Source organism: Bacteroidota bacterium (assembly GCA_018698135.1).
Taxonomy (GTDB): domain Bacteria; phylum Bacteroidota; class Bacteroidia; order CAILMK01; family JAAYUY01; genus JABINZ01.
In genome coordinates, this window is record JABINZ010000008.1 from 1 (window position 1) to 24,092 (window position 24,092).

Below are 24,092 nucleotides of genomic sequence, written 5' to 3' on the forward strand. Positions count from 1 at the left end.
CAATAGCGTCCTAAACGATTAAAAAAAAGAGGGGCAGAATTAAAGTATCTCAAATACCTTTGAGTTGCACAACAAAAACACCGCCCCTAATGACAAATATAAATTTATTCTCACAAATTATTTCAAGATTAGATCGTTCTTCTTTTACTAAACTTGTCAATAAAAAAACGACAGATAAACATCACAAAGGCTATAATAGTTGGACACAACTTGTATCCATGCTATTCTGTCAATTTGCAAAAAGTCAATCTGTACGGGATATAAGCAATGGCTTGCGTTCAGCTACAGGCAATTTGAATCATCTGGGCATTCAAAGAGCACCTTCAAAGTCAACCATAAGCTACCAGAACAAAAACAGGGATTGGACATTGTTTAAGGATTACTATTATCAATTGCTAAACCGTTTAGGACAGCAGGCTGGTTTCAGGCAAGTTAAATTCAGGATCAAATCAAAAATATTTCTCCTTGATGCATCAACAATAAGTTTGTGTTTAAGCCTGTTTGACTGGGCAAAATACAAAACTTCCAAAGGGGCAATTAAAATGCATACAGTCCTTGATTACGATGGGAACTTACCCGCATATGTAAACATTACAGATGGGAAAACAGCAGACAATAAAGGTGCTTATAACATCCCATTGCTTAAAGGAAGTGTTCTTGTTGCTGATCGTTTTTACAATGATTTTTCTTTGTTAAATATTTGGGACAGCAAAGGGGTATTTTTTGTTGTAAGACACAAGGAGAATATTAAATATACTTCGATAAAAGAAAATGAATTGCCAGATAATAGGTATGAGCATATCCTTAAAGATGAAATTATTATGCTAACAGGAGTACAATCAAAAAAAAAGTATCCTAATAAGCTCAGAAGAGTTGCTATTTGGGATGAAGTAAACAAGCAAGTTATTGAAGTCATTACCAACCAAATGTCTTGGACAGCAAACACAATAAGCGAACTCTACAAAAGTAGGTGGCAGATTGAAATATTTTTCAGGGAGATAAAACAGCTTTTACACATTAAATCTTTTATTGGAACATCCCAAAATGCGGTTATGATACAGATATGGACTGCTTTGATTACAATACTAATTTTGAAAGTGTTAAAAGCTATGGCAAAATATAGTTGGCAGCTTTCAAACCTTGTGGCTTTTATCAGACTTAACTTATTTGTTAAAATTGACCTACAAAAATGGTTGGACAAACCATTTGAAGATCCTCCTACTAGAAATCAAGTACATATACAGGGGGTGCTTTTTGAAAATCATCAATTATAATCCTTTTTTATCTTGATTTAGACATTCTTATCGTTCTGAAATTTATTTAGGACAGGATTGTTTTTGAACATATTAATTCAAAATCAATAAGAGATATTCCTCATTCACAATATTGACTACAATATTTAAAGTTTCCGTTCAATTTTTTTCTATTCCGTAAAAAAAAGAATATAAACTTGTTAGAATATTCCAATAAGATTATAGGATAAACCTTATATAAAACAATAATTTTATTAATTACTTTTGCAAGGTAAATATGAGCAGTTTGCATATTTGATAGGTGTTTTGAGTTGAAGTTATTTGTTTATAAATAATTTGCAAATGCTATATTAAATATCATATTTTTGTTATTTCAAGAAAATAATAAATACAACTAATTTCAATTAAATATTTTTTTCATATTTTTATCATTTAATTAAAAATACAACAAAACACTAAGAAATGAAAAATCTACAACAAATCAAAAGCATTGGGCTTGTTTTTCTTGTTGGAATAATGAGTTTCAATTTAAGTGCGGCAACTATTTATTCAAATAGTTCTACTGGTAATGATGCTGGCGCAGGAACATCGGTTTCACCATACAAAACTTTTTACAAAGCATATACTATGGCAAGCTCAGGAGATATTATTGATCTTACAGGTACTTTTACCTGGACTGATGCTGATGAGACGGGGGACGTAAGCACCAGCTACACTACAAATGGGTATCCATTAACTAAAAGCTTAACAATCAGAGGGCAGGGAGCAGATAATACTTTTATTCAGGCAGCCAGCACCGCAGATGTTGCAGACAGAAGGGTATTTTGTATTAGTGGAAGTTCTACAGTTGTTACAATAGAGGATTTAACTATGAGGTATGGTAAAGTGTCTGGAGCCGTTTATGGGAATTATTATAATCAAGGTGGAGGTGTTTACATTACAGCTGCAACGGTCAATATTACTGGATGTAATATTGAATATAATGTTTTATATGGCAACAATTATGGTAAAACTCAAGGGGGCGGAATATACGTATATTCAAGTAATCCTATGACACTTGAAGATTGCAATATTCGTTATAATGAAATTTCTGCAGGTGCAATTAATAATTATGGAAGTGCAATTTGTCTTGATCATGGTACAACTCATATTATTAATAATTGTACTATAAATAACAATACAGCACCAGGTAATATCGCAGCCATTTATGGATATTATGGTAGTGTAAAATTGACAAATTCAACGATATGTTATAATAATGATGCAGGCTTTGAAAATTTGTTCGGCAGTACTACCTCATATTTTACAAATTGTGTGTTTGCAAATAACAGAGGAAATGGGTTGAATGGTGGTTCAACTTGTTCATATTATTTTAAGAATTGTATATTTGCCAATAATTTAGGATCTTATGATTTTTATCCTAGTAGTGTAACTATTTATAATAATGGTTATAATATAATTGAAACGTATTCTTCTTTTACACCTGCAGCTAGTGATATTACAGGAAATCAGGCAAATTTATTTGGTACTGGCATTTCTGCAACCCCCGCATTAGCAAAGAATAATTCCAATAATAATACGTTTACTCTTGCGCTTTCAAGTGGTAGTGTGGCAATCGATGCAGGTGCAACAGGCACAAATGGAAGTGTGAGTGTCCCTTCAACAGATCAAAGAGGCTGGTCTAGACAAGGAAGTACTGATATCGGTGCTTTTGAACACGTTGCATATACATGGGAAGGAGGAACTTCTACTGATTTTAATACCGCAGGTAACTGGGCTGAGAATTCTATACCTATTAATTATGCAGATATTATCTTTGCTTCCAGCCCTTCTAATCATTGTATTCTGGATACAAACAGAACAATTGGAAATATTACTAATACACAATCAACTTATGGTCTTCAGGTAAATGGCAAGACAATTACCATAAATGGTGATATAAGTTTGACAAACGGAGCTGAAATAGACGCTTCTGCTGCAAGCTCTATAGTTAAATTTGGAGGTTCATCTGCTCAGTCTATTCCAGCTGATGCCTTTACTTCAGATGCAGTAAAATATCTAACAATTGATAATGCTTCAGGTGTTACCTTAAATGGGGATTTAACTGTAGACAATGATTTAACAATTAACTCAGGTAAAGTGCTAAACATAGCACCAGGAAAAACTCTCACAGTTACAGGAACAACCACTAACAGTGCCGGCAATACAGGAATAGTTGTTAAGAGTGATGCTACAGGAACAGGTTCTTTTATATCTTCAACTTCAAGTATCGGAGGAACTGTTGAAAGTTTCCAAACCTATGATAAATACCATTATTATTCTACACCTGTCACTAGTACTTCTTATCCTTTTGGAGCAAATTATAACAATACGTATTATTGGAGTGAATCAACCCAGGCTTGGGTAAGACAATTCGCAAGTCTTACAACTGGAAAAGGATATACGGCTTACCCTATAAACTCTGACCAGACATTATCAGTTGCTGGTAGTTTGAATACAGGTACAATAACTCATGGGATTACCTATACTGGTTCAGGTGCATCAGAAGGCTGGGAACTTATTGGAAATCCTTATCCATGTGGTATTTCTATATCAGCTTTTACTGGAAATGCGACAAATACAGGATTAATCACAGGAACAGTATATTTGTTTGAGTATTATGATGCTACATCAGCTGGTGCAGCTACTTATAGTCAACAAGATTATCTAACTGCAAATAGTACAGGATTATTGTCAAATAGCAGGGTAAATACTACCTCTGCATTAACAACGATAGCTCCAAACCAGGGATTCTTTGTTCGAACAACTTCAGCAGGTTCTATTCAATTTACTGATGCGATGAAATCAGCCAGTTCACATAAATTCTATGTTCCAGATCCTGTTCCTGTTCAGCGTGTATACATGAGTGTTAAAGATGAAAAGGGTAATTCTAATAATATATTAATTGGTTTTACTTCAGAAGCGACTTTGGGCTTTGATCGCATGTATGACGGTCAAAAGTTACAAGGGAATTCTGAACTTGCTTTGTATTCATTTATAGGTGATGAAAAAATGGCTATTCAGGGATTGCCACTTGTTGAAAAACAATATTTGATTCCTATTGGACTTCATGCAGGTATTGGAGGAGAATATGTATTTAGTTTAGATACTCTTGAGAATTTTGATCCAAATGTAAAAATGTATTTGTTTGATGCACAGGAAGACGATTTAACCCTATTAAACATAAAAACAACCTATACATTTGATGCCTTGGAAGGTGAAATTGATAACCGCTTCTTTATTATCTTTAAAGAAGATAAAACTTCATCAGCTACTGAAATTATTGATAAACAAGAAGTTAATGCTTGGACACTTAAAAACAACCTGATAATTGATTTGCCAGTATTGGATAATTATGAAATAAACGTTTATGATATTCAAGGGAAAACACTGCTAAACAAAAAAATCAATGGAATTGGTAACCAGATAATTACTGAATTACCTAATACAGGTGTTTACATAGTTTATGTTAATAATCAAAAAACAACATTTATATCTAAAGTTATTGTAAGTCAATAAGTATCAATATAATTACATAAAATCGCATTGCTTAATAAGTGATGCGATTTTTTTTGCTTGAAAATGGAGTAGTAATGACTGTCTTTTTTTTGATATTTGATAATTGTACTTAATTATATTATTTTTGACTGTATGTGTTTATCACATTAACAACAGCTAGTCCATGGAAATTATCAGAACTGAAAGCATAAGTAAAATTTACAAGGTAGGTAAAGTGGAAATTAATGCTTTGAATAAGCTTAGCCTGGTCATTAATAAAAACGAATATGTTGCATTAATCGGGCCTTCTGGTTCAGGGAAATCAACTTTAATGAATCTTTTGGGTTGCCTGGACACACCAACTCATGGAAATTATTTTTTGCAAGGGCATAATGTAAGTGAGCTGACTGATGATGGATTGGCCCGGATCAGAAATGAAGAAATTGGTTTTGTTTTTCAGTCCTTTAATCTTATCCCACGCATGAGTGCACTGGAAAATGTTGCTCTACCTTTAATATACTCTGGAATCAGGCGAACAGAACGACTGGAGATTGCTGAGCAAAAATTAGTTGAGGTTGGCTTGGCTGATCGTATGAATCATAAACCGAATGAATTAAGTGGAGGGCAGAAACAGCGTGTTGCTGCTGCTCGTGCATTAGTAAACAATCCTTCAATTATTTTAGCTGATGAACCTACCGGAAATCTGGACAGTAAAACTTCTTTTGAAATTCTGGATCTTTTTGAACGAATACACGAGAAAGGGAATACTATAATTCTGGTAACCCATGAGAAAGATATTGCGGAACGAGCGCATCGAATTATAAGTTTGATGGACGGAGAGGTCGAATCTGATATAGACACGAGGCAATTGTAAATTGACTCTTTTAAGGATCAGTAAATCTTTGATTTTCTTTCTAGTAAAATGCTTTTTTTGGATCGTTTGATATAGTGATTTTTTCAACAACCATGGATAGGTATAAAGTATCAAACTCTGCTTTATCAAATTCTTTAACTTTCTTTTTCATTTTTACATGAAAAACAATTCCATCATAAGTCAGCACGACTTCTTTATTCTGATTGCTGAATCCCCATTTTCCTTCACCGTAAGCAGTAACTACATCCTGCATGGTACTCACATTTAATTCAATGCCCTGAGGTGTAACTGCTTTATAAGGTTTTATTGCTTGTATTGCTACTAATTTACCAAGAGAGTCTTCAGGGCGTATGAGAAAATGAAATATCAAGCCTTCTTTTCTGTAAATCATTTTATTATTGATCAAGAGTTGTTTTTCCTTTTGATCTTTGTCAAAATATTCAGTTACCATAACATCCTCCAGCCAGTACATATCGCCAAAGCGTGCAGCAATTTCATCTTCAGAAGAGAAGCCTAAGTCAACTCCATCCAAGCCTTTGCCGGGATAAATGATAGGCGTTTTCTGAGCATGGCTTTCAAAAGCAAAATAGCCGAGAATGACTAAAAATAAAATTGCAGTCCTGATAATTTGATTTTTCATCTGTTTATAATTTTTTTTTAAGGTCAGATGGAACTCACATGATAATCATCCCCTTATTTCAGGAATGTTTTACTCATGTTCGTTTCATAATTCTGTATTTTGATAGCAAATTTACAATTATTTTCCAAGTTGAAAATTGCAAATGCAGACAAGGCTTGTTTGTTTTGTAAAGTACAGATTAGCAATACTTTGTGTGTTAATGTGTTTTTGTCTATTTCACTTTTTCCTAATTTGGTTAAAGCAATAAATCTTATGACAAATCAGAAAAACTATTCTATAAGTCTTTATTCATAGGCTTTTCAGCTATTTAAAGGTTGAGAGTTGCAGAATCTTATTATGAATAATATTCTAAAATAAGTACAAATTCTCAAAATAAGATAAAAATCTGATAATGAGACGATTAGGGTGGTTTGGACAAATCGCTAGTTGTTGATAATCAGTGTTTTAATATTTTGTCACATGGCTTGTATATATAATAGTATAACTTACTGATAGAAACCATGACAACAGCAACCACAGCCACCGCAACCACCAGCATCCAACTGACAATCGAAAAAGTGATCATTCTTTTTGTTTCTTTAATGGTTTTAACATTTGGATTAAACGCACAAACAATTCAGGACGTTTTAAGAGTAAGCGTAAACGGTAATGGTTACACAGACGAAGCAATCGTAAGATTCCACGAAAATGCAACAAGCGGTTATGATGTTAATTTAGACGCTTATAAAATGTTTAGCTTTAACAATGACGTTCCACAAATTTTTACCTTAGTTGACGAAACAGAAGAATTTGCCATCAATGCACTTCCAAGTTTAACCGAAGAAACATCAGTAGTTTTAAACGTACAAGTAGGAATCAGCGGAACTTATTCAATCAGCTTTAATTTTTCAGATTTCAACAATGACGTAACAGTTATGTTAGAAGATAGCAAGAATGGAAACATGATTGATGTAAGAAGCGAAATGACTTACACATCTACTTTCGAACTAACAGACATGACAGATCGTTTTATTCTTCATTTCGTTCCTGCTTCAAGCGTATCAAACGGAACAAACTTTAACACCAACACAGAAAATACAAACAACAGTACAGTTGGAATGAACGAAGAAGAAAATTCAGTTAACATTTATACAGTAAACAATATTGTTAAGGTTGAGAATTTCAAAGGTGAAGTTAAGGTTTACAACTTAAGAGGAGAGGAAGTAGCCAACACAACAAGCGAAGGACAAGTTGATTTAACAGTATCAGCATCAGGTTATTTCATCGTAGCCTTAGTAAACAATGGTTCAGTAAACACCCAGAAAGTTTATATCAAGTAGTTGAAAGTTGAAAGTTGGAAGGTTACCTGCCGGCTGGCAGACTGGAAGGTTTGAAAGTTTAAGAAATAATAAATCGAAGTTCTGCCTTCATTAAAGTTTCGGCTGACAAAGGAACAAACTCTGGTTCAGGTAATTCCCTCAAAGAAATCCGGGGCATTTTTTTTGAAGCCCTGAAAAATTTCTCCACAGATGCATCTCTTCAAATAATCCGGAATTTATTACCTGATTAAATGCAGGCTTCCTGTAATTGAAATATCATTATTGTCATTTCCTACCGCCTTAACAAGGTAAGTATAGACTCCTGCAGGACAAGCATTTCCCCTGAAGCTGCCATCCCAGCATTCTGCTGCATCGTAGCTTTCATATACCTTTTCGCCCCAGCGGTTGTAAATTTGTACATAAAAATCCAGTATTCGAATGCCTTGCACCAGAAAACTGTCATTCAAACCATCACCATTGGGTGTAAAGGCTGTAGGTACCCAAAGAACTGCTTCATAATCGAGGCAAAGGATGTTGCTGATACTTTGCTGTAAGTTTCCTTTTTTTTCGACTCCCACAATGCGGTAGCATTTTTCCAATTGCGTTTTTCCATCAAAGAACCTGCTATCCCTAAAATCTGTAGCAGATGTGCTGCTTACACCTGCAAACTGGCCACTTTCTGTTTTGTATTGCAGCCTGTATTCGTCTACTCCATTTTGGTATTCTTCATAGGGTGTCCAGTACAATATGCTATATTCGTTGTGGTGGGTTTCGCCAGTCAGCAAAATGTTTTTCATTTTCAGGCTGTTTAGTGTGGAGCGCTTGCAACTATCGAGGGCAGCTATTTTGTAGGCATACACTTGTTGAGTAGGGTCAGTTTTCACATCTAGTAAAAATGTATCCTGTTGATTAAGCAGTTTGATATAATCAGTATCATTTAAACTTTTAAATACATCATAGGAATAAGCTTCAGGCAAGCTCTCCCAATTTAATAGTATGCTTTCATTACCAGGAACAGTAGCTGTTAAAGCATTGGGGATTTCATGTCCTGAAAATCCTTTTGTTAAATGCAATAAAGCTGAATCTTTGGTAATACAGCCTGTAGATCCGGTAAGGAATTGTATGATTTTATAATTCCCCGGTAATTGATAAACATGTGCAGGATTTTTAACACTCGTGTCGCTGCCATCACCAAAACTGTAATACCACTTTTGCACCTGCCCAAAGGAAGTATCTGCTATCTGAAGCGCATAAGGCGAGCAATAATTGCTTTGGCTCAAGGCAAATCCCGGGCGTGGGGCGGCTATAATTTCCACGGCCTGTTGTTTTTCTATGGTATCTGTGCAAAAGCCATTGCTGTAAATGAGTTTTATGGTGTATTTACCAGTTTCCGTATACACATGGGCAGGGTTTTGAACAGTATCAGTACTTCCATCTCCAAAATCCCAAAGCCAGCTTTCGCCTATGCTCTTATTTACAGTATCTTTAAAACTGGAATCGTAAAATTGATAGGCCAGCCACTGGCAGCCCGTGGTGGTGTCTGAATAAAAAGAGGCTATAGGTGGTTTTAGGTAGTCTATTGTGTCAATTCTCCAAGCAATATAGCCACCTGGAGTTGTTCCTTTTAAGCGGACAAGATGTTTTCCTGATTGCCTGAAGCTATACTTTGCATGATAATTAACCAGGCTATCGCCATTGGGGAACAACCAGGTAAAACTACTGAAATTTACTGAATCTGATTGGTTTTCAAATATTACTGTATCCATGCACTCCATAAATGAAGTGAAACGTATTTTCAGGTCCTCATGAACAATATTTGAAAAAATCAAATTCCCTCCTTGATAGTTTATTGGAAAAGCCCATTCCTGCAAATCGCAGGCTTGGCTCCATTTGCCAGGTTCCCTAATGACAGATAGTGCATATTCATCTTTAACAACTGTAACACGTCTTCCTGACAAAAAATAAAGTTTACCATCAAATACATAACGTAATCCACGAATATCATATGATATATCAAACCTGTTACAGTCTTTGATATTCATGTTTTGATCAAAATGAAATTGAAGTAGTTGGCTTGAATCCGTAACATTGCCAAAATAGGATAAGGCAAGGTATAATATTGTATCGAACTCTGTTGTTTCTGCAAAAAGGTCATACTTTACATTACCAGATTTTTTATACTCCAATTGCTGTAGGTTATACTCTGATCTGAGTTTTAATTGACCCGATAGGTTGTCAAATTTTAATTGCTTAATCACAATGGAATCCGTAGAAAAAGAATTGATAACATGAAACAGGCTTTGGGTTGTATTTGAGTAACAATATGCATAATTATAAAAGGATTTATAATTGGCTAAATATATAATTCCTCCAATCGATGAAATAACAGGTGCCTGAACCCCATAACCATTGAAATGCCAGGCATAGAATTTTTTATCGGCATGGTTTTCAGCAATAATCCAGTACTCCCCCTGGTTTTGATGAGGTACTGCAATAATATTCATGATTTCAAGGCTATCGGTACGGTAAAACTGTAGCGTATCGGTAATGGCAGCGAGCCCCCCATTGGCATTCACATCAATTTCGGCATAGGCTAATCCCGGCCGTTTATATTCGGGATTATCTCCATAAGGGATAATGTAAAAGTAATAGTAGATCCCATCTCGCTTTGTTGGTAACATTATGCTTGATTTTAAATGTGATAAATTACTAAGAATGAGATCTGAGTCGTTTATCCGGTTCTTATATTTATTAAATACCCGATGGTGTCCGGCAACTAATTGCATGTTTCCAAGGCTGTCGCAAATTGTTGCAGTTGAAGAATTGCCGTTGGCCTGTGGATCATTCATTTTCCCTTCAAAAATGGGGGGGTATTGCCTGATATCAATAAAATTCTCCCATGAACAACCCAAATATGCATATCGTTGTGGGTAGATATCCATAAAACTCATAAGCAATAAGCAACAAGCTAAAAAGCTGATCTTGTTTTTTCTTCGAAATATCATTTAACTTAAATAAAAGTTGCCCTGCACAATAAAAATATGTACAGGGCAAACTGGAAATTTATTTGATCAAAAGTTTATGTTGTTCTGAACTCCCATCCTTAAATGTTAATTTAAGCAAATAGAGCCCGGATTGTAAACACTGCTCCTTATTAGTTATCGAATAATGCCAGCAGTTTGTATTAGCAATAATCGAATACACTCCTCTTCCATGTATATCAAAAACAGTTACTGCATGCACTGCTTTCTCTGTATTAAACGAAATACTGAAATGATCCTCAGCCGGGTTTGGATAAATACTTACATAGTTTTCATCAGGTATTTCATCTTCAAAATCCGGTAGCCTGCGTTCAGATTGTTCAATAGGTTCGTCAACAATCAGCATGTCATCATACTCATTAATATCCCGCCTCCAGTCTGGGTCTGGTTCCCCTAAATCAGGATCAATTTCATCCACAGGCTCCCCATTAGGATAACTCACAGTAATATTATCAAAATAATCGCAGGCATTTACCTCGTCACAATTAGTGGTGCTGATGTCTGTATCATCAATCGTAATGTTCCCGGATGTAATCATGGATAGGTTTGTTTTGTATATATAATAACCCGTATTAACATTAATTAAATGGTCATTACTGCTCATCTCAACATCATAGGTGTTGTTGGCATCCACATCGTTGTAGTAATCACGTCCCCCCTGGTCTATTAATCGTTGGCTAGAGCTTGGGTTCTCGGCATATAGTATGTGACAGGAATTCATTTCGGTGAAATCATTACAACTAACATGTAGTTGTGCCTGTTGTGCACTAGTCAATCCTGAAACATCCGTTACTATACCATTTATATAATTCATGTTTTGTTGAGAATAAGTACCGACATTTCCAAAAGCATTGTGAAAAAACTCTGAAAAACTGTTTTGGTATTCTGTATGCTTTCCGGCTATGCCATAGCTATAGAATACATTACCTGTTCCCATATTTGCTAAATTCCAGCTAAATTCATTCTCAAATACTTTTAATTCAGTGGAGTGACTGTATAAAATGCCACAGGCCTGTGGCATGTCCACAGAGGTATGGCTTTTCAACACATCCGAGAAGTATGCACCGCTTTTGGGATAAAAATACTCGTCCCATACAAATGAATTCAGGTACATAGTTGTGTTTTCATCATCAATACATGCAACGCCAACTGTGCAGTTATAAAAATCGGATTGCAAAATTTCACAATCACTATCTTCAGGTCCGGCCAAATGCACACCATAGGTCAGCTTACTAAAAGTATTCCTGTCTCCATTTCGCGAACAATTCCCTGGTAACGAGGATAAATCCAGTGATTTTTGAAGTTTGAAAGTCGAACCACTGGAATAAATGCCATAATCAGGTTTACTATCTCCTGTATGTGGATGATATTCAAAAGTGCAGCCTTCAAAACGCACACCCTCTACATCTGTTAAATTCACAAACTTAACCATGTCTATATTACCATACTCATCATTTGGATCATGTTCTGAAGTAAACAATGTGTTTCGAAAATAAGTCTTATTTGAATTTGGATATGATTGCATATCTACTCCAATTATACAATTACTTATAATGGAATTGTTTACAAGTGCCACACCACCTCCTTCAATTTTGATAGGATAGTGTGCACCATGCAATTTAGCATTATCACGCATTATCAATAATCCTTGGTTTCTGCTTGATCCAAGTATATTCTGGTTAGAGTTTGGGTTTCCCTTTATTACAATTCCTTCCCATGGGCCACAATTAAAACCTCCGCATTCTTCTCTTATTGTTGTGTTTTCAATAATTAGTCTCGAACCTATATTTACTATAATCAGGGCTGTAGGATTTAGTTTTAGCTCATCTACTGTTAAAACAAGTGTTGCTGAGCTGGTAATCTCTATTCCATGCAAATAACTCATATCGTGAACATTGTCACTTGCATCTACATATGTAGAACATTTTGTTTGAAGATCAGTAGAGTTTGTCCAAATTTCATCACTATCTACTATCCATTTTTCATTTATGACATCAGCTAAAACTAGTTTACAGTTGATTGATAGCAAAACAATTAGTATTGAATTTATAAATATTATCTTTTTCATTTCATTAAAATTTTGATTCTTAAAAAATTTTCATCTTTGTTTTATACCTAAATAGCATAATAAAAATCAAAACTCTAACTTTGTAGTTAGGTTTTGGGGGTATTTACATGTTAGTTTGCGACACTGAACACGTGATGCTTAGCCTGGCTAAGTAAACCCCAAAACCGTTTTTCTCAACACAGAAAAAATACGGTTCAAGCTAACAAAGTACCTGTTTGCATTTGGGAGTTCTCCTTTTATTTTTATTGGTTTGAATTTTATCAAACTGTGCTTGTTAACGAAAAGAGTATAATATGTAATTGGCCTTTGCATATTATAAATAGTTAAACGCAAGTAGCTTATTATCAATATGTAATGTAAAAAATGGGGGGGGGTAATGCTTGTCCATAATTACTTAATCAATTTCCTTTAAATCAAAATAATACTAACATTCTTGTAAAAATTACAAGAATAAACTATTTTGTTTGGTACATGTATTAAGTCTTAAGCAAGTCAAATATAATAAAAAAATAATACATCATGTAATAAGAAGTATAAAATATGAAACTTTTTAGCAATCTTTTTTTACATAAACCTCTATTTATTCCGTCACAATTTCCTGAACTTCTGTGGTTGAATTCAAGCCCTGCCCATGAGTATAAGTTTTTGATTGAAGTGATGCTTGCAGATGCCAAAGCATATTTGGGTATTTTTCCAAGCGAGCAAGTTCTGCTTGATGGTATTGTTACAGATATGAAGCCAAACAATCCCTGGTTCAAAAATAAACTTCAAAAAATCTGGGTGATTTTTATTCTCCTCACTGAGTCAATGCAAAGAACTCAGTGTGATGCACCTGAGTCATCAAAGATTGACTCAGATGGTAAGAAAATGGCTTTCACACCAGCAAAATCAAGAAATACTAATTGTCAATTTTCAATACGGCCATAAATGCAGATTGAGGAACTTCAACATTCCCTACTTGCTTCATTCGTTTTTTACCTTTCTTTTGTTTCTCCAGTAGTTTTCTTTTACGGGTAATATCACCTCCATAACATTTGGCTGTTACATCTTTTCGTAAGGCTTTAATTGTTTCGCGAGAAATTATATTATTACCAATTGCAGCCTGAATAGCAATTTCGTATTGTTGGCGAGGAATTAATTTCCTGAGTTTTTCGCAAATCTTTTTACCGTAATCGTATGCTTTATCGCGATGAATGATAGATGACAAGGCATCAACAGGTTCTCCATTCAGTTTAATATCCAGTTTTACTAAATTAGTTATTTGCGTTCCAATTGGTGAATAGTCCAAAGATGCATAACCTCGTGATATTGTTTTGAGCTTATCATAAAAATCAAAAATAATTTCAGCTAAGGGCATTTGAAAAAACAATTCAACCCTATTTTGTGTCAGATATACCTGATTTTGTAAAACACCTCTTTTGCCCAGACATAATTTGATAATATTACCAACATATTCTGCCTTAGAAATAATTTGTGCATTAATAAAGGGCTCTTCAATTGAATTTATTACGCCAGGATCAGGTAGTTCTGCAGGATTATTTACAATAATTTTATCTCCTTTAACAGGAGTAACAATCACTGAAACGTTAGGAACTGTAGTAATGACGTTCATATCAAATTCACGCTCAAGACGTTCCTGAATAATTTCCATATGCAACATGCCCAGAAATCCACATCTAAAGCCATAACCAAGTGCAGCTGATGTTTCGGGTTCGTAGACTAATGAAGCATCATTAAGTTGCAGTTTCTCCATGCAATCTCTAAGTTCTTCAAATTCTTCGTTTATCACTGGATAAATTCCGGCAAAAACCATTGGCTTAACATCTTCGTATCCTTTGATTGCTTCCTTACAAGGATTAACAGTATGGGTTATTGTATCTCCAACTTTTACTTCTTTGGCTGTTTTAATGCCTGATATCAGATAACCAACATCACCAGCATTAACCTGATCTTTCGGAAGCTGTTTTAATTTAAGAACTCCAATTTCATCCGCATGGTACTCCTTTTTGGTATTAAAAAACTTGACATGATCGTTTTTATTAATCTTGCCATTGAAAATTCTAAAGTAAACAATAACACCACGATATGGGTTGAAAACAGAATCAAAAATAAGAGCTTCTAAAGGCAAATCGATATTTCCAACCGGAGCAGAAATTCTATCAACTAATTGCTCTAAAAGATATTCGACTCCATCTCCGGTTTTGGCACTTACCAGAATAATATCGTCATCCGTACATCCAATCAGTTCAATAATTTGATCTTTCACCTCATCAATCATTGCACCCGGTAAGTCAATCTTATTTAATACAGGTATAATGGTTAAATCGTGTTCTAGTGCCAAAAATAGGTTCGAAATGGTCTGAGCTTCAATTCCTTGAGAGGCATCTACTACTAATAATGCACCTTCACAAGCTTTAATTGCCCGGGAAACTTCATATGAAAAATCAACATGACCCGGTGTATCAATTAAATTCAGAATATAATTTTCATTATTTAAATGATAATCCATTTGAATTGCATGCGATTTAATGGTAATACCACGTTCTCTCTCCAAATCCATGTCATCCAGGATTTGTTCTTTCGCTTCACGTTCGGTGATAGTATTGGTAAATTGCAATAAGCGATCTGCTAGCGTGCTCTTGCCATGATCGATGTGAGCAATGATACAGAAGTTTCTGATATGTTTCATAATTACTGCAAAATTAATGCTTTTGGCAGATTATCTGCATAAAGATATGGTCATCCGCAATTATTTCTTCAGAAATCAGATTGCAATTCTATATTTGAATAATATAAAATGTTACAGATATGATGAAAATCCGAATACTCTTTGTTAGTTTGCTAGTTGCAACATGCTTTTTTGCCTTCGCTAGCCCTGATGGAACCGATATTAAAGTAAAATATAAAAGTTATAAGAATGATATTGTAATTCTTGGTTTTTATAGCGGAAAAAACATGTATGTGAAAGATACTTTTGACGTAAATGCAAAAGGAGAATTACACATTAATTATAAGGAAGAACTTGATGGAGGCCTTTATTTCCTAGCTATTCCGAATATCGGCTATTTTGATTTGGTTATTACGGAAGCTGAAATTTCTTTGCAAACTTCTCAGCCTGACTTTATTGCCTCAATGAAAGTGATCAAATCTGAAGAGAATAAATTGCTTTATAACTATCAGTCCTACATGAGGACTCAATACAATAAGAAAGTAGCTCTTCAAAAAAGGTTAGATGCGAATAAGGGAAATGAAGATTCTTTACAGATTATCAGGGAAGAATTAGTTCAATTAGACGAGTTAATAAAAACCTTTAAGGAAAACTTATTTGTTACCGGAAAGGATTTGTTTGCCACTAAAATAATTAAAGCTACTGAGGAGCCTCGTCCACGTGGCCGAAATGAGGGTGAAGATGACAAAGATTACAACGAATATCTATATGCATTTTACCAAAATCACTATCTCGATAATATTGATTTTTCGGATGAGCGAATCATGAGGACCCCGGTTTTTGAACCACGAATAGATAAATTTATTAATGAGTTAAGCATGAGACAACCCGATTCTGTTAGTGCTTCATGCCAAAGGGTTATTGATCGATCATTACAAAACAAAGAGGTATTTAAGTTTACTTTAACCAAGCTATTTAATAAGTATGCGAAATTTAAATACATGGGGGACGAAACGGTTGTTTTTCAGTTAGCGATGAAATACTATATCCCAAAAATTGCCGATTGGGTTGATTCTGCTCAATATGCGAAGATATATGACCGTACAGCAAAAATGCAATACAACATGATGGGTATGAAAGCGAAGGAACTCATCATGCAGGATAGTTTAGGAGATTATCATTCTTTGCATGCAATGAAAAGTAAATACACTATTCTAGTATTTTGGGACGAAACATGTGGTACTTGTCGGAAATCGATGCGTGAAATAAAAGAATTTTACAATCAAACCCCACGCGATTCAGTTGATGTGTATGCAGTTAACATTGGCCGAGATTTACCTGCTTGGAGAGCGTATCAGGTGAAGCACAATCTAAAGTTTACCAATGTTGTGGATACTAAAGATTTTAATAACTATCGTGTAAACTACGATGTGTTTAGTTTTCCAATCATTTACGTTTTGGATGAGGAGAAGAAAATTGTTGCACGCAAAATTCCGGCTTCAAGCTTAGAAGATTTTATAAATATGTTGGAAGGGAAGGGCAAAGCTATGAAGCCACTTGAATCAGAAGAAAAGGGAGAGTTTTAAATAGCAATTGAGCGATATGATTATCGATAAAATTAATTTAGCTGATAAATTCAGAAAGATAAACAAACATTACGATCCTAAAATTATTGCTGAATTAAATGGCCAATACATGAAGTTGGTTAAGTTTAAAGGTGATTTTGTTTGGCATTCGCATGAAAATGAAGATGAAAGTTTTATGGTGATTGAAGGAGAATTTACCATTGAACTGAGGGATAAAGCCATTCATTTGACTGAAGGTGAATTAATTGTGATCCCAAAAGGAGTAGAACATAGACCCATTGCCAAAAAGGAGGTTAAGGTTTTGCTTTTTGAACCGTCATCAACAATTAATACTGGAGAGGCCGATTCTGATTTTAGGCAAGTGAATTTGGATAGGATTTGAATCTTTTAGGTTTTCCGTAAGGAGATTTTACTTTCTGATTTTCACACACATATTCTATGTTTGGAATTACTGAAGTTAAAATATATACCTAATAGATAGTGCTCCTCCATCTCCCCAAAAACCAAAATAGCCAATGATATTCAATGCAGGTTTCCAATCAAGACTTAAATTAATGGGAATTTCTTCAAAATTATATTCAATTCCCAGAATACCGTCTACACCTATAACGGTATAGTCATTATTATTATTAGCCCAATTCACATAAGCACCATTCCAAAATCCAAGGTGGCCGCCAAAACCATAATACCAATTTAAGCGCTCTACTCCAAATGCCTGTTTGTGTTTCTCATACAATCCTGTGATATTGTAACCTCTCCACCGGATATAAAAGATCCCTTCCAAAGCAGTTGATTCTCCAACAAAGTGTTTGATTGTTATTCCATTCGATAATCCACCTCTTAAACCTACAGCTGTTTTGTAATCTTGTGCATTACTACACGTTATTACACCAAGTATGAGTACTAATGTTAATATAATTTTTCTCATGATAATAGCTCCTTAAATGTTATGTATTTCAATGATCCTTTGTTGTTGAAATCAGATTCAAAATTATAAAGAAATTAATTGGTAATAGTAGATGAATCTAAATCCATGTATTGTTTTTGAATATTCGCTATTGTACTACATTTAAAAAATTTTTACTGTAAATCAATTTGTTGCCCCTCCCTAAAGCCTGCCCGACAATGTTCAGGCGGGGGTGCAAATTGATTTTTTCGCCACCCTTTAGGGATGGGGCAAAGAGGAAAAATCGATAATTGATGTTGTACAAATACGGATGAACAAATTAATTTGTAGGACAGATCGATCTGCAAGTAAATAGCGTTCTTGTGTAATGCTGATTGTAGTACGAGTGAGCCTTAAAGGAATTTGAATCACTCACTCCATTTAAAAGAATGTATAAACAACTTTGTAACTCAATTCATTATTCCTGAATTTCTTTTGCTCTGTAATTCGATTTGAATTGTCATATAAATAGGTGTAATTGAAATGGTCTCCTCTGGCTGATAAAAAGCTATTTTCTTTTATTCTATCAAATCTATAAAGTGCAATAGAAAATAGTTGATCATTATAAAGAATGTTTGAAAGTATTAATTCATTCAGCATATTTTCAACCTCCATATATTTTCTCATCCAATTATAACTTTCATCAGTATATTGAATGATCTGATCCCAGATTGAATATATCGACATATACGACTCTTCCCAGTCTAGTCTGGACGTATAGTCCATAACTATTGAAGTGTCATGATTCCAAATTAAACTATCAATTTGATATAGAATAATAGAATCTTTGTGGAAATAACGTTTGCAAATCATGTTGTTAGTGCCATATGTGCAATTTTGTTCGCTATGTTGCTTGTTGTTATTAAAGAACTCTACTTTAACCAATTTGTTATTTACATAGTAAGAATATGCTTCTTCAATCGGTTGAATAATAAAATTATTAAAATCGAATTTTCCTGTCAAAACAGTATCAAGGTAGTTATGTTCTGTATAGTGTTGACTGAATAAGTATTCATCTATGTAATTTGTATACTGCAGACTGTCCAGATATTCCTTGATGTTTGTTACAATGAAGGTGTCACCAATACACTTGAAATCATCGGCATAAATATGAAAAGATATTTTCACTGTATCCGAATTTTCTTCTAGCCATATTTTTGTCATTGGTGCATCTCTGAAACTATCAATTCGGCTTTTTATAGCCAAAAACCTATAATAAACTTCTTCAACAATAAGTGTGTCATTTCGTTGATATTCAGACCGCTTAATACTAATTATTTCATCTTTTCTAATTCGAATATAGTTTTGATTTTTTTGAATTGTATCAACATATTTTCTCTCTATTTTATATAATTGATCATATTGGTCATAATAGCTGGCTTCTTTTTCAAGTATTTGAGCAGCCATGTTTTGAATAAAAAACAGTAAAATAAATAATAGATAGATTTTTTTCATCTGTACTAACTATTGAAATATCCATAATAGAACATTCGTATCTACTCCTTTTAATTTATCATCCAGCACACGCATAAAATCATTTGAAACAGCAGGGCAGCCCCATCCTTCAGGAGAACCACTTGGATATATTTCTGTATCACTCAGCATTTCCCAGCCATGTAATACGATCTGCCGTGCATTGGCATTGTTGTTTGTAGCTTCTAATCCATATAATTGGTAGTTTACATTAATCCCCCAATTACTCCAGCCACAGCTACCGATTTTGTATTTTCCTAGCGAAGAACAATGGCTCCCATGTGCATTACTAAATTCAGGATTATCGGCAGTGTAGTCTTCTCCCCAAGGATTTCCACAACAACCATGGCTGCATAAACCCTGACTCATGATTGTATCTTTTTCAAAATCCCAAATAAAGAGGCGATTCTTGCCAGAATGAATATGCATGTCTAATAGTAAACAGAATTCAGTGTTAAGATGATTTGTTTTACAATAGTCCAGTGCTTGTTCAGCTTTTGGTCTGATTGTTTGGCTAGGATTTTCCTTCACGAATGCCAAATTTATAGTTTGATTTTGGAAGTTGAGAAAAAGTGATGTTAGAATGATAAGGAATAGGATTCTTTTCATGCTTGCTAAAAGTCTTTTAATACTAACTCAAGTTGTTCTTTATTATTTTGATTATTCAAAAAAATGATTCGTTATCGTTTGAACTTTGACTTCCTTCATTCCATTCTTAATTTGTGTTTTTAATGTGTTGGGTGGATGGACTAATTATAGAAATGCGTGTGAAATATCTGTGGATTAACTGTCAAAACTTTGCTGTATTATTAGGTATATTTGCTGCTTAATAGAAACATGGAATGAGCGATTTTATTAAACATGAATGCGGTATTGCTCTCATCAGGTTACGAAAACCATTGAGCTATTACAAAGAAAAGTACAAGTCTCCCTTGTATGCTCTTAACAAGCTTTATGTGCTCATGGAAAAGCAACATAACAGAGGACAAGATGGTGCAGGAATTGGTGTCGTAAATTTTGATCTTCCACAGGGAAAACAATACATATACAGAAATCGTTCAATTACGGATACTCCCATAATGGATTTATTCAATTCTATGTTTACTGAGTTTTCTGATTTTCAATCTAAATCGGCACTTAACGACATTCAATTGATGAAGGAGAACTTACCTTTCATGGGTGAATTGTTGTTGGGACATTTGAGGTATGGTACACATGGAGGGAACGACATTCGGTTTGTTCATCCTGTATATCGACCTAATAATTATAAAACAAAAAGCCTGATGTTGGCAGGTAATTTCAATATGACCAACAATAAGGAATTGTTTGATAAATTGGTGGAATTAGGCCAATATCCTATTAGTTTTACGGATACGATTACTGTTCTTGAAAAAATTGGACATTTTTTAGAAAGCGAAAACGAATACTTGTACAAACAGTATAAGGAACAAGGTTATAATCAAAAGGATATTACAGATTTAATAGCTAAAAACTTATCCTTGGAATATATTTTAACACGTTCTGCCCGTGATTTTGATGGAGGATATACCATTGCTGGCTTAATCGGCCATGGTGATGCTTTTGTTTTACGCGATCCTTCTGGCATACGACCTGCTTTTTATTACCAGGATGAGGAAGTAGTTGTTGTTGCCTCTGAAAAACCAGCCATTCGAACTGCCTTTAATTTACCTTATCAGGATATTCATGAGGTAGAACCCGGACATGCATTGATTATTAAAAAGAACGGTGAATTAAGTCAAATAAAGGTTGTTGAGAAAAGAGAACGAAAATCCTGTTCCTTTGAGCGCATTTATTTCAGTCGAGGAACTGATGAAGATATATACAGAGAAAGAAAAAAATTAGGTCAGTTTCTGGCTCCAAAAGTATTGGAAGATATTAATTATGATATTGATAATACAGTATTTTCATACATCCCCAATACGGCTGAATTCGCTTTTCTTGGTTTGATTGAAGGATTGAATGACTATCTGGATGAAAATAAGAAAAAAGAAATAATGGCATTAGAAGGATGCGACTCTGTTCAATTGAATAAAATATTATCCAAAAGAGTTCGTGTTGAGAAAATTGCAGTGAAGGATACTAAAATAAGAACCTTTATTACAGAGGATAAAAGCAGAACAGATTTAGTAAGTCATGTGTATGACAGCACTTATGGTATTATTAAAACAAGAAAAGATTCGTTGGTTATTTTGGATGATTCTGTTGTAAGAGGCACCACCTTGAAAGAAAGTATCATTTCATTGTTAGATAGACTTGAACCTAAAAGGATAATCATTGTTTCTTCAGCACCTCAAATCCGATACCCCGATTGTTATGGCATTGACATGTCGAAATTGAAGGATTTTGTTGCTTTCAGAGCTGCAATTGAATTATTAAAAGATCACGGTAAAGAGTTTGTAATCAGAGATGTATATCGAAAGTGCAAAGAAGAATCGAAAGAGCTTTCGGAAAATACGGTAAATCATGTCAAGGAGATTTATAAGCATTTTAGTGCAGAAGAAATAAGCAAAAAAATTAGTGAATTAGTGACACCTGAGGATATGCGTGGAGAATTAAGTATTATTTATCAGGATATTGAAACCTTGCATCGGGCGATCCCAGATCATAAAGGGGATTGGTATTTTACAGGGAATTATCCAACACCTGGTGGTAGTAAAGTGGCAAATCAATCTTTTGTCAATTATTTTGAAGGAAGAGATGCCAGAGCATATTAATGAATCAATTTAATTAAGTGGAATGCTGACAAAATTGGACCAACTATTTGATTTAGTAAAAAATAAAGAAATTAAAACGGTGGTGGTAGCCGCAGCCGAGGATCTTCATGTAATGGAAGCTATTCAAAAGGCAATTGAGAAAAAAATCATCAATGCAGTTTTAGTTGGTCATAAAGAAAAGATCGAAAAAATAGCGCAGAGTTTGAATTTCGATCTAACAAATATTGAAATATATCCTGAAAATGATCCACTGAAATCGTGTGCGAAAGCAGTCGAATTGATTCATGATAAAAAAGCATCCATACTGATGAAAGGTTTGGTTAGCACTGCGGGTCTTTTAAAAGCTGTTTTAAACAAGGAAAAAGGATTGAGAAAAAATGAAGTTCTCAGCCATATGTCGGTTTTTGAATCTCCTTATTATCATAAGCTTTTAGGAATTAGCGATGTTGGAATGAATATTTCTCCTGAATTAAAAGACAAAGTGGCTATCATTAATAATGCTTTGGAAGTTTTTCATGCTATCGGTGTTTCAATTCCTAAAGTTGCCATTCTTGCTGCAGTGGAAGTAGTGAATCCTGCTATGCCAGCTACAATTGATGCAGCAGCTTTAACACAAATGAATAAACGAAAGCAGATAACAAATTGCATCATTGATGGACCTTTGGGGTTGGATAATGCAATTTCAAAGGAAGCCGCCTTACATAAGGGAATTGAAAGTGAAGTTGCAGGAGATGCCGATATTCTTATTTGCAATGATATTGAAAGCGGAAATTTCATGTATAAAGCAATGAGTTTTCTTGGGGGAGCAACGGTGGCCGCTTTAATTATGGGAGCTCAGGTTCCTATTATTTTAACATCCCGAGCTGATAGTGAAAAAAGCAAATTAATGTCAATTGTATTGGCTTCAGCTTTATAAACATTTTATTGGATAAATTGATATTTGAAAAATGTTAAATAGAAGTACTTTTATATTCAAAATATTAATGAATTAGTATTATTCATGAGCATACTTGCAATAAATCCGGGTTCAACTTCAACAAAGATTGCAATCTATTCCAGTTCGAAAATTGTTTTTTTTAAGAATATCAGACATACATCAGAAGAGTTAAATGGATTCAAAAAGATTGGTGATCAGTATGAATTCAGAAAACAAATTATTTATGATGAGTTAAAAAAAGCAAGCGTTGATTTTGACGATATAAAAGTTGTAGTGGGTAGAGGAGGTTTATTGAAACCAATAGCTTCGGGTATTTACGAAGTAAATGCTGCCATGAAAAAAGATTTAATGGTTGGTGTTTTAGGAGAACACGCCAGCAACTTGGGTGGACTTATTGCAGATGCAATCGCTAAAAACTTACCCAATGCAAAAGCCTATATTGCTGATCCGGTAGTTGTTGATGAATTAGATGCAGTTGCTCGAATTGCAGGACATCCCTTATTTGAGCGAATTTCTATTTTTCATGCACTGAATCATAAAGCGGTAGCCAGATTCCACGCCAAATGTATATCCAGAAAATACGAGGACTTAAACCTGATCGTAGTTCATTTAGGAGGAGGAATAACAGTTGGTGCGCATAAAAAAGGTAGAGTAATAGATGTAAATCAGGGATTAGATGGAGAGGGGCCTTTTTCTCCAGAGCGGAGTGGAACCTTACCAGTTGGATCGTTGGCAAAACTTTGCTATTCTGGCGATTATTCTCTGGATGAAGTGAAGAAAATGATTACTGGTCAAGGAGGATTTGTTGCTTACTTTGGAACAAATGATGCTATGGAAGTCGAAAAATTGGTGGATAGTGGAAATGAGCAAGCTCTTTTAATTTATGAAGCAATGGCTTATCAGGTTTCAAAAGAAGTAGGTGGAATGTCAACAGTATTAAAAGGGCAAATTGATGGCATATTACTGACAGGAGGACTGGCAAATAATAAATGGTTTGTGGAACTCATTATTGACAGGATTGCTCATATTGCCCCGG

At 34.5% G+C, this 24,092-nt stretch carries 17 protein-coding genes; 10 read left to right on the forward strand and 7 right to left on the reverse strand.

The genetic code is table 11. The features are described 5' to 3' along the window. Window positions 1-89 precede the first annotated feature (89 nt). The 3 genes from HOG71_00450 to HOG71_00460 all read left to right on the forward strand — a co-directional run bounded on the left by HOG71_00450 (window position 90) and on the right by HOG71_00460 (window position 5,664). On the forward strand, window positions 90-1,274 hold the full coding sequence (locus tag HOG71_00450; GenBank protein MBT5989300.1) for an IS4 family transposase: 1,185 nt from the start codon (window positions 90-92) through the stop codon (window positions 1,272-1,274). Window positions 1,275-1,715: 441 nt separating this feature from the next. Continuing rightward, window positions 1,716-4,811, forward strand: coding sequence for a T9SS type A sorting domain-containing protein (locus HOG71_00455; GenBank protein ID MBT5989301.1), 3,096 nt, complete (start codon window positions 1,716-1,718; stop codon window positions 4,809-4,811). Between the two features lie 169 nt (window positions 4,812-4,980). Further along, entirely contained in the window at window positions 4,981-5,664 is a 684-nt protein-coding gene (locus HOG71_00460) for an ABC transporter ATP-binding protein (protein ID MBT5989302.1), read from the forward strand. Window positions 5,665-5,704: 40 nt separating this feature from the next. Here HOG71_00460 and HOG71_00465 read toward each other — a convergent pair whose 3' ends face one another. Next, on the reverse strand, window positions 5,705-6,304 hold the full coding sequence (locus tag HOG71_00465; protein MBT5989303.1) for a hypothetical protein: 600 nt from the start codon (window positions 6,302-6,304) through the stop codon (window positions 5,705-5,707). Between the two features lie 500 nt (window positions 6,305-6,804). Here HOG71_00465 and HOG71_00470 point away from each other — a divergent pair, with 500 nt between their 5' ends. Further along, window positions 6,805-7,623 (forward strand): hypothetical protein, encoded by an 819-nt coding sequence (locus HOG71_00470; GenBank protein MBT5989304.1) that lies wholly within the window; start codon window positions 6,805-6,807, stop codon window positions 7,621-7,623. Window positions 7,624-7,841: 218 nt separating this feature from the next. On the opposite strand, the gene HOG71_00475 is transcribed toward HOG71_00470, so the two are convergent. Together HOG71_00475 and HOG71_00480 are read right to left on the reverse strand one after the other, a co-directional pair. Then, window positions 7,842-10,607 carry a T9SS type B sorting domain-containing protein gene (locus tag HOG71_00475; GenBank protein ID MBT5989305.1) on the reverse strand — a complete coding sequence of 922 codons (2,766 nt, stop codon included), beginning with the start codon at window positions 10,605-10,607 and terminating at the stop codon, window positions 7,842-7,844. 58 nt (window positions 10,608-10,665) lie between these two features. Next, a complete protein-coding gene (locus HOG71_00480) occupies window positions 10,666-12,711 on the reverse strand; it encodes a T9SS type A sorting domain-containing protein (GenBank protein ID MBT5989306.1) in 2,046 nt (681 codons plus the stop codon). 540 nt (window positions 12,712-13,251) lie between these two features. Here HOG71_00480 and HOG71_00485 point away from each other — a divergent pair. After that, window positions 13,252-13,638: a hypothetical protein gene (locus tag HOG71_00485; GenBank protein ID MBT5989307.1), complete on the forward strand. Its 387-nt coding sequence runs from the start codon at window positions 13,252-13,254 to the stop codon at window positions 13,636-13,638. On the opposite strand, the gene lepA is transcribed toward HOG71_00485, so the two are convergent. Beyond that, window positions 13,610-15,400: an elongation factor 4 gene (gene lepA / locus HOG71_00490; protein ID MBT5989308.1), complete on the reverse strand. Its 1,791-nt coding sequence runs from the start codon at window positions 15,398-15,400 to the stop codon at window positions 13,610-13,612. The two genes, HOG71_00485 and lepA, sit on opposite strands and share 29 nt — an antisense overlap. Before the next feature lie 119 nt (window positions 15,401-15,519). On the opposite strand from lepA, the gene HOG71_00495 reads away from it, so the two are divergent. Together HOG71_00495 and HOG71_00500 are read left to right on the forward strand one after the other, a co-directional pair. Then, window positions 15,520-16,965: a redoxin domain-containing protein gene (locus HOG71_00495; protein MBT5989309.1), complete on the forward strand. Its 1,446-nt coding sequence runs from the start codon at window positions 15,520-15,522 to the stop codon at window positions 16,963-16,965. A gap of 22 nt (window positions 16,966-16,987) precedes the next feature. Further along, window positions 16,988-17,347 carry a cupin domain-containing protein gene (locus HOG71_00500; protein ID MBT5989310.1) on the forward strand — a complete coding sequence of 120 codons (360 nt, stop codon included), beginning with the start codon at window positions 16,988-16,990 and terminating at the stop codon, window positions 17,345-17,347. Window positions 17,348-17,422: 75 nt separating this feature from the next. Here HOG71_00500 and HOG71_00505 read toward each other — a convergent pair whose 3' ends face one another. The 3 genes from HOG71_00505 to HOG71_00515 form a co-directional block, all read right to left on the reverse strand. Beyond that, entirely contained in the window at window positions 17,423-17,893 is a 471-nt protein-coding gene (locus tag HOG71_00505) for a hypothetical protein (GenBank protein MBT5989311.1), read from the reverse strand. Window positions 17,894-18,292: 399 nt separating this feature from the next. Continuing rightward, window positions 18,293-19,366, reverse strand: a complete 1,074-nt coding sequence (locus tag HOG71_00510; GenBank protein MBT5989312.1) for a hypothetical protein — start codon at window positions 19,364-19,366, stop codon at window positions 18,293-18,295. 9 nt (window positions 19,367-19,375) lie between these two features. Beyond that, complete coding sequence (locus HOG71_00515; GenBank protein ID MBT5989313.1) at window positions 19,376-19,993, reverse strand: peptidase; 618 nt, start codon at window positions 19,991-19,993, stop codon at window positions 19,376-19,378. A 233-nt stretch (window positions 19,994-20,226) separates the two neighbouring features. On the opposite strand from HOG71_00515, the gene HOG71_00520 reads away from it, so the two are divergent. The 3 genes from HOG71_00520 to buk form a co-directional block, all read left to right on the forward strand. After that, entirely contained in the window at window positions 20,227-22,119 is a 1,893-nt protein-coding gene (locus tag HOG71_00520) for an amidophosphoribosyltransferase (GenBank protein ID MBT5989314.1), read from the forward strand. A 22-nt stretch (window positions 22,120-22,141) separates the two neighbouring features. Further along, on the forward strand, window positions 22,142-23,035 hold the full coding sequence (locus HOG71_00525) for a bifunctional enoyl-CoA hydratase/phosphate acetyltransferase (protein MBT5989315.1): 894 nt from the start codon (window positions 22,142-22,144) through the stop codon (window positions 23,033-23,035). An 84-nt stretch (window positions 23,036-23,119) separates the two neighbouring features. Further along, a partial coding sequence (gene buk / locus HOG71_00530; protein ID MBT5989316.1) for a butyrate kinase occupies window positions 23,120-24,092 on the forward strand: 973 nt, incomplete at its 3' end.

Coding starts and splice junctions, on each gene's coding strand:
- HOG71_00450 (MBT5989300.1), top strand. CDS start 90: ATGACAAATATAAATTTATTCTCACAAATTATTTCAAGATTAGATCGT.
- HOG71_00455 (MBT5989301.1), top strand. CDS start 1,716: ATGAAAAATCTACAACAAATCAAAAGCATTGGGCTTGTTTTTCTTGTT.
- HOG71_00465 (MBT5989303.1), bottom strand. CDS start 6,304: ATGAAAAATCAAATTATCAGGACTGCAATTTTATTTTTAGTCATTCTC.
- HOG71_00470 (MBT5989304.1), top strand. CDS start 6,805: ATGACAACAGCAACCACAGCCACCGCAACCACCAGCATCCAACTGACA.
- HOG71_00475 (MBT5989305.1), bottom strand. CDS start 10,607: ATGATATTTCGAAGAAAAAACAAGATCAGCTTTTTAGCTTGTTGCTTA.
- HOG71_00480 (MBT5989306.1), bottom strand. CDS start 12,711: ATGAAAAAGATAATATTTATAAATTCAATACTAATTGTTTTGCTATCA.
- HOG71_00485 (MBT5989307.1), top strand. CDS start 13,252: ATGAAACTTTTTAGCAATCTTTTTTTACATAAACCTCTATTTATTCCG.
- lepA (MBT5989308.1), bottom strand. CDS start 15,400: ATGAAACATATCAGAAACTTCTGTATCATTGCTCACATCGATCATGGC.
- HOG71_00495 (MBT5989309.1), top strand. CDS start 15,520: ATGATGAAAATCCGAATACTCTTTGTTAGTTTGCTAGTTGCAACATGC.
- HOG71_00505 (MBT5989311.1), bottom strand. CDS start 17,893: ATGAGAAAAATTATATTAACATTAGTACTCATACTTGGTGTAATAACG.
- HOG71_00510 (MBT5989312.1), bottom strand. CDS start 19,366: ATGAAAAAAATCTATCTATTATTTATTTTACTGTTTTTTATTCAAAAC.
- HOG71_00515 (MBT5989313.1), bottom strand. CDS start 19,993: ATGAAAAGAATCCTATTCCTTATCATTCTAACATCACTTTTTCTCAAC.
- HOG71_00520 (MBT5989314.1), top strand. CDS start 20,227: ATGAGCGATTTTATTAAACATGAATGCGGTATTGCTCTCATCAGGTTA.
- HOG71_00525 (MBT5989315.1), top strand. CDS start 22,142: ATGCTGACAAAATTGGACCAACTATTTGATTTAGTAAAAAATAAAGAA.